This is a genomic window from Pseudoalteromonas sp. MMG010, assembly GCF_018100905.1.
In the GTDB taxonomy this organism is placed as follows: domain Bacteria; phylum Pseudomonadota; class Gammaproteobacteria; order Enterobacterales; family Alteromonadaceae; genus Pseudoalteromonas.
Genome location: NZ_JAGJEG010000026.1, coordinates 1 through 6,001, shown reverse-complemented (window position 1 = coordinate 6,001; position 6,001 = coordinate 1). Strand labels below are relative to the sequence as shown.

Genomic DNA, 6,001 nt, shown 5'->3' with positions numbered 1-6,001 from the left:
ATGACTTAGTGACTAGAACGTATTTTCATGTCTCATTTTCTTCTCTTTGTGAGTAATGGCTTTGTTTTTAGTTATTAAAGCAAGTTATAAGACATAATTACTCAAAGAGGCGCTGCGCTAAATATCAGCTATTCAAATACTTTATTTAAAAGTATCGCTTTTTGGGTTTTGATAACGAAATCACCTATTTTCGGAAAAAACTTTCTTGCAGTAGCAATATTAATTAAGTGCTGGTATACTCCCGCGTCTGCCACGTTGCGTTCTATTGCCTTCATTAGCTTAGCCACTTTTGAATGGCGCACAAAGTCTAAAACTCGAAGGGGTTGTAGCAAACTTTAGAGCGGTAATTAATAATAATTACCTGTGGTTTTAATTGAAAAACATTGGATTTTAAATAAATGAAAACGTTTGTTGCTAAACCAGAAACAGTAAAACGTGACTGGTACGTAGTTGACGCTGAAGGTAAAACTTTAGGTCGTATCGCTACTGAAATCGCTCATCGCCTACGCGGTAAGCATAAAGCTGAATATACTCCTCACGTAGATACTGGTGATTACATCATCGTTATCAACGCGGAGAAAGTTACTGTAACTGGTAACAAATTCAAAGACAAAGTGTACTATGCTCACTCTGGTTTCCCAGGTGGTCTTAAGTCTACTACTTTTGATAAACTTCAAGCTGCAAAGCCTGAAATGATCATCGAGAAAGCTGTTAAAGGCATGTTGCCACGTGGTCCTTTAGGCCGCGCTATGTACCGTAAACTTAAAGTTTACACTGGTACTGAGCACAATCATGCTGCACAACAGCCTCAGGTTCTAGACATTTAAGGAGCACTATCATGGCAAATCAATACTACGGTACAGGTCGTCGTAAAAGTTCAAGTGCTCGCGTATTCTTACGCCCAGGCACTGGTAACATCGTAATCAACAAGCGCTCTTTAGAAGAGTACTTTGGTCGCGAAACAGCACGCATGGTTGTTCGTCAAGCTCTTGAGCTTGTTGATATGACTGAAAAGTTTGATCTACACATCACCGTTGCTGGTGGTGGTACTACAGGTCAAGCTGGTGCTATCCGTCACGGTATCACTCGTGCACTTATGGAGTTTGACGAGTCATTACGTCCACAACTTCGTAAAGCAGGTTTCGTTACTCGTGATGCACGTAAAGTTGAACGTAAGAAAGTGGGTCTTAAGAAAGCGCGTAAGCGTCCACAGTTCTCAAAACGTTAATCTATACGTTATCAAGAATTCAAAAACCCAGCTTATGCTGGGTTTTTTGTTTTAAAGTCCCGTCTTGTATTTCTTAGTTTCTGATCTTAAAAACAAAATATTTGTTTGTTATTTGCTCTTACTGAGCTCTTCCTCGCAATAACTTTAAAAAAAGTTAAATAATTATGGTAATTAGTGTAAATCCATCAGTTAATTAGTGTAATTTTTTGCTACAATTGGCTGGCAAGTAATATGAACAAGCTTTAGTACTTTCAATTAAACATATTTGTTTATTGGATTGCGATTGATCTTGGTCAGTTTTTTGTTTTACGGAAATGATAAAATAACCCAGTGCTTTAAACTCGAGCTAACTTAATCAAATCTTTGATTAAGTCAGGATTATTCGAGCGTGAAGCTTTGAATAACCTTGTTTTAATCAAGGGTTTTATTTATGATCGTTTCTTCTTAAAATTTCGAATAATTAACCTGCTGTAACTGATGTTCTCAATATAGCAAGTGTTGAGAATCATAGTGGAGATAAGTGGATGAGCAATGCGCCTGTAGACAATGGCCGACGTCGCTTTTTAACCATAGCTACCTCTGTTGTTGGTGGTGTTGGTGCGGCTGGGGCTGCTGTTCCTTTTATTGCGTCTTGGAATCCAAGTGAGCGAGCTAAATCTGCGGGTGCGCCTGTAGAAGTAGATATCAGCAAACTTGAACCAGGACAATTAATACGTGTCGAGTGGCGTGGTAAACCTGTATGGGTTGTATCACGAACCCCTAAAATGCTTGAGCAGATGAAAGAACATGAAGGTCAACTTCGTGATCCGCAATCGCAAGAGCCACAACAATTAGAATCGTCAACGAATGATTACCGTTCATTACGCCCAGAGATATTTGTCGCTGTTGGTATTTGTACGCATTTAGGTTGTTCACCTGGCTTTTTCCAAGGTAATTTTGGTGAAAAAGTTGAAGGCACTGATGATGGTTTTTACTGTCCATGTCATGGTTCTAAATTTGATATGGCTGGCCGTGTATTTCAATCGGTACCAGCACCATTAAACTTAGAAATACCACCGTATACTTTTCTTGATGAAACCACTATTTTAGTGGGCGAAGAAAAAGGGGTAGCCTAATGATTGGTAAGCTTATTGGTTGGATCGACGACCGTATTCCAATGACACGTGTATGGAACATGCATATTGCACAGTACCCAGCACCGAAAAACTTTAACTTCTGGTACTTTTTTGGCTCTTTAGCCATGCTTGTACTGGTTAACCAAATCTTAACGGGTATTTGGTTAACGATGAACTTTGTTCCTTCTGCTGAAGGTGCGTTTGCATCAGTAGAATACATCATGCGTGATGTAGAATATGGTTGGCTATTACGTTATTTACACTCAACGGGTGCATCTGCGTTTTTCATCGTTGTATACATGCATATGTTCCGTGGCATGATCTACGGTTCTTATCAAAAACCACGTGAGTTACTGTGGTTATTTGGTATGTTTATTTTCTTAGCATTAATGGCTGAAGCTTTCATGGGGTACTTATTACCATGGGGTCAAATGTCGTTCTGGGGTGCACAAGTAATTATTTCTTTATTCGGTGCTATACCGGTTATAGGTGATGATTTAACACTTTGGATACGTGGTGACTATGTTATTTCTGGTGCAACGCTTAACCGCTTCTTTGCATTACATGTAATTGCATTGCCGTTAGTGATTGTTATTTTAGTATTTTTGCACATTGTTGCGCTTCATGAAGTGGGCTCTAACAATCCTGAAGGTATTGAAATTAAGCGTAAAAAAGGCTCTGTTGCTGAAGAAGATAAGCCTAAATTTAAGTTCCACGAGTATTACACCAACAAAAAAGATATTGTTGATGCAATCCCGTTCCACCCTTATTACACAGTAAAAGATATTGTGGGTGTGGTTGGTTTCTTAATCTTATTTTGCTGGGTTGTGTTCTTTATGCCTGCGATGAATGGTTTCTTCTTAGAAGCGCCAAACTTTGAAGCAGCTAACCCATTGAAAACACCTGAGCATATTTTCCCAGTTTGGTACTTTACGCCATTCTATGCAATATTACGTGCAATCCCAGATAAACTAATTGGTGTTGCAGCCATGGGTGCATCTATTGTGGTACTTGCATTACTTCCTTGGATAGACCGTGGTCGCGTTAAATCTGTACGTTACCGCTGTGGTTTCCATAAATGGAATATTGCTGGTTTTGTTATTACATTTGTTCTTTTAGGTTGGGTAGGTGCTACACCTCAAACAGACCTTAAAACAATTATATCGCAAGTATGTACAGTGACTTACTTTATGTTCTTCGTACTGTTGTTTATTTACAGTAAGAATGAAAAAACTAAGCCAATGCCAGAGAGGTTAACGAAATGATGAAAAAGCTACTTATTGGTTTATTTGCTTTATCTGTAAATTTGTTACCTAATACTGTATTTGCGGCAGGTCCATCTGTGGACCTAATGAAGGCTAATAACGATATTACGGATCAACCTTCACTACAACGTGGTGCTAAGTTGTTTATGAACTACTGCCTTGGTTGTCACCAAATGCAGTATCAGCGTTATGAACGTACATTCCGTGATATCGGCATTCCAACTGAGGTTGGTTTAGAACAGTTAATATTTGACGGTTCTAAAGTGGGTAGCCATATTACAAATGCAATTGAAAAAGACGATGCAGCAAAATGGTTTGGTGCAGCGCCACCAGATTTAACACTTGTTGCAAGAGTGCGTGGATCTGATTGGATTTACACTTACTTAAAATCGTTTTATAAAGATGAATCTCGTCCGTTTGGCGTAAACAATATTGTTTTCCCATCAGTAGGTATGCCACATGTTCTGCAAGAACTACAAGGTGTTCCTACAGCTATCACTGAAGAAGTTACTGAACATGGTCACACTGTGACTAAAATTGTTGGTACGCAAACAGATGGTAGCGGTGAGTTAAGTGATGATGAATACGATGACGCAGTACGTGATTTAACCAACTTCCTTGAGTATGTGGGTGAACCTTCACGTCTCGAGTCAGAAGCGTTAGGTATTAAGGTAATTGGATTTTTAATTATTCTATTTATCTTGGCATTTATGCTTAAGAAAGAATACTGGAGAGATGTTCATTAATAGTGAGCATTTTACAAGGTAATTTTGCAATAGGGGCTTAAGCCCCTATTGCTGTTTTAGTTATTTAATGGAGGTAGGCATGGCCGTAGCTGCCAATAAGCGCCCTGTAATGACCCTTTTTTCTGGTGCTAACTGTATGTATAGCCACCAAGTACGTATTGTACTTGCAGAGAAAGGTGTAAGTGTAGATATTCATTTGGCTGAAAAAGATAATTTGCCAGAAGCACTTCACGAAATTAATCCTTACGGTACAGTGCCAACACTGATTGACCGTGAGCTTGGTTTATATCAGGCAAACATCATCATGGAATACCTTGATGAACGTTTTCCTCATCCTCCACTAATGCCTGTTTATCCGGTAATGCGTGGTCGTAGCCGTTTAATGATGCATCGTATTGATACCGATTGGTACAGCCTTGCTGAAAAAATTATTAACAATGCACCTGATGCAGCTCAAGCACGTAAAGAGCTGACAGAAGCACTACTAGCTATTGCCCCAATTTTTGGTGAAGCGCCTTACTTTATGAGTGAAGAGTTTAGCTTAGTAGATTGTTATTTAGCACCTCTATTATGGCGTTTACCAGAGTTTGGTATTGAGCTTGTAGGTGCTGGTTCTAAAGAGCTAAAAGAATACATGATCCGCTTATTCGAACGTGAATCATTCCAAGCTTCTTTAACTGAAACTGAGCGTGAGATCCGTTTGTAATGACACCTAATCGCCCTTATTTATTACGTGCTTTTTTTGACTGGATTGTTGATAACGAATGCACTCCACACTTAGTGGTTGATGCGAACTTTCCTGCAGTGCAAATACCAACACAATTTGTACAAGATGGACAAATTGTGCTTAATATTAGCCCGTCTGCGGTCACTCAGTTTTCGTTAGACAATACTCAGTTAAGCTTTAACGCTCGCTTTGGTGGTCAACCAATGCAAGTATATGTACCTGTTGGTGCAGTACTGGCGATATATGCACGTGAAAACGGTGAAGGAACTGTTTTTACCGCAGAAGAGTTTTTAGATGATGAAGACGACTTTGCGCCAGAGTTTAAAAGTGTGGAAACGTCAACAGAATATGTTGAAACTACCCCACCAGAAAAGCCTGAAAAGAAGAAAGGATCGCATTTACGTGTTATTAAATAATATGTAAATATAGAAAAAGACCGCTAATTTAGCGGTTTTTTTATGCCTAAAATAAATTGCTGTTTGTACTGTAAGCTTATGCACTAACTACTAACTACTAAATACACTCAAAAAGAGAAAGGAATGTGAGTAAATGAGAAGCCAAAAAACGATTTAGTTACTAAATTACTACTCTAAAGCGCAGCGTCTCTTTGTGCATAAATGTCTTAATCCTAGCCTTAATCACTTAAAACCAAAGACAAAAGCCAATGCTCACAAAGAGCAGCAAATGAGGGTAAATGAGAAGCCAAGAAATGATTTAGTTACTGAATTACTACTCTAAAGCGCAGCGTCTCATCAGCGCAGCGCCTCTTTGTGCATACATGTCTTAATCACTAGCTTTAATCACTTAAAATCAAAGACAAAAGCCAATGCTCACAAAGAGCAGCAAATGAGAAGTGAACAATACGTTCTAGTCACTGAATCACTAAATTACTACTCTAAAGCGCAGCGTCTCTAGAGCGA

General features: G+C 39.0%; 7 protein-coding genes. All 7 read left to right on the top strand.

The features are described from left to right. The first annotated feature begins 398 nt into the window (after nucleotides 1-398). The 7 genes from rplM (at nucleotide 399) to J8L70_RS15905 (ending at nucleotide 5,497) form a co-directional block, all read left to right on the top strand. Nucleotides 399-827, top strand: coding sequence for a 50S ribosomal protein L13 (gene rplM / locus J8L70_RS15935; protein ID WP_211056559.1), 429 nt, complete (start codon nucleotides 399-401; stop codon nucleotides 825-827). An 8-nt stretch (nucleotides 828-835) separates the two neighbouring features. Then, nucleotides 836-1,228, top strand: coding sequence for a 30S ribosomal protein S9 (rpsI, locus tag J8L70_RS15930; RefSeq protein WP_024600778.1), 393 nt, complete (start codon nucleotides 836-838; stop codon nucleotides 1,226-1,228). A gap of 524 nt (nucleotides 1,229-1,752) precedes the next feature. Beyond that, a complete protein-coding gene (petA, locus tag J8L70_RS15925; RefSeq protein WP_210998962.1) occupies nucleotides 1,753-2,343 on the top strand; it encodes a ubiquinol-cytochrome c reductase iron-sulfur subunit in 591 nt (196 codons plus the stop codon). Continuing rightward, nucleotides 2,343-3,608, top strand: coding sequence for a cytochrome b N-terminal domain-containing protein (locus J8L70_RS15920; protein WP_211056558.1), 1,266 nt, complete (start codon nucleotides 2,343-2,345; stop codon nucleotides 3,606-3,608). Before petA ends, J8L70_RS15920 begins: the two co-directional genes overlap by 1 nt. Then, nucleotides 3,605-4,354, top strand: a complete 750-nt coding sequence (locus J8L70_RS15915) for a cytochrome c1 (RefSeq protein WP_211056557.1) — start codon at nucleotides 3,605-3,607, stop codon at nucleotides 4,352-4,354. Before J8L70_RS15920 ends, J8L70_RS15915 begins: the two co-directional genes overlap by 4 nt. A 79-nt stretch (nucleotides 4,355-4,433) precedes the next feature. Then, on the top strand, nucleotides 4,434-5,060 hold the full coding sequence (sspA, locus tag J8L70_RS15910; protein WP_211056556.1) for a stringent starvation protein SspA: 627 nt from the start codon (nucleotides 4,434-4,436) through the stop codon (nucleotides 5,058-5,060). After that, nucleotides 5,060-5,497, top strand: coding sequence for a ClpXP protease specificity-enhancing factor (locus tag J8L70_RS15905; RefSeq protein ID WP_211056555.1), 438 nt, complete (start codon nucleotides 5,060-5,062; stop codon nucleotides 5,495-5,497). The genes sspA and J8L70_RS15905 overlap by 1 nt, the downstream gene beginning before the upstream one ends. Nucleotides 5,498-6,001 lie beyond the last annotated feature (504 nt).

Excerpts from the sequence above, each read along its gene's own strand:
- rplM (WP_211056559.1), top strand. The coding sequence starts at position 399 with ATGAAAACGTTTGTTGCTAAACCAGAAACAGTAAAACGTGACTGGTAC.
- petA (WP_210998962.1), top strand. The coding sequence starts at position 1,753 with ATGAGCAATGCGCCTGTAGACAATGGCCGACGTCGCTTTTTAACCATA.
- J8L70_RS15920 (WP_211056558.1), top strand. The coding sequence starts at position 2,343 with ATGATTGGTAAGCTTATTGGTTGGATCGACGACCGTATTCCAATGACA.
- J8L70_RS15915 (WP_211056557.1), top strand. The coding sequence starts at position 3,605 with ATGATGAAAAAGCTACTTATTGGTTTATTTGCTTTATCTGTAAATTTG.
- sspA (WP_211056556.1), top strand. The coding sequence starts at position 4,434 with ATGGCCGTAGCTGCCAATAAGCGCCCTGTAATGACCCTTTTTTCTGGT.
- J8L70_RS15905 (WP_211056555.1), top strand. The coding sequence starts at position 5,060 with ATGACACCTAATCGCCCTTATTTATTACGTGCTTTTTTTGACTGGATT.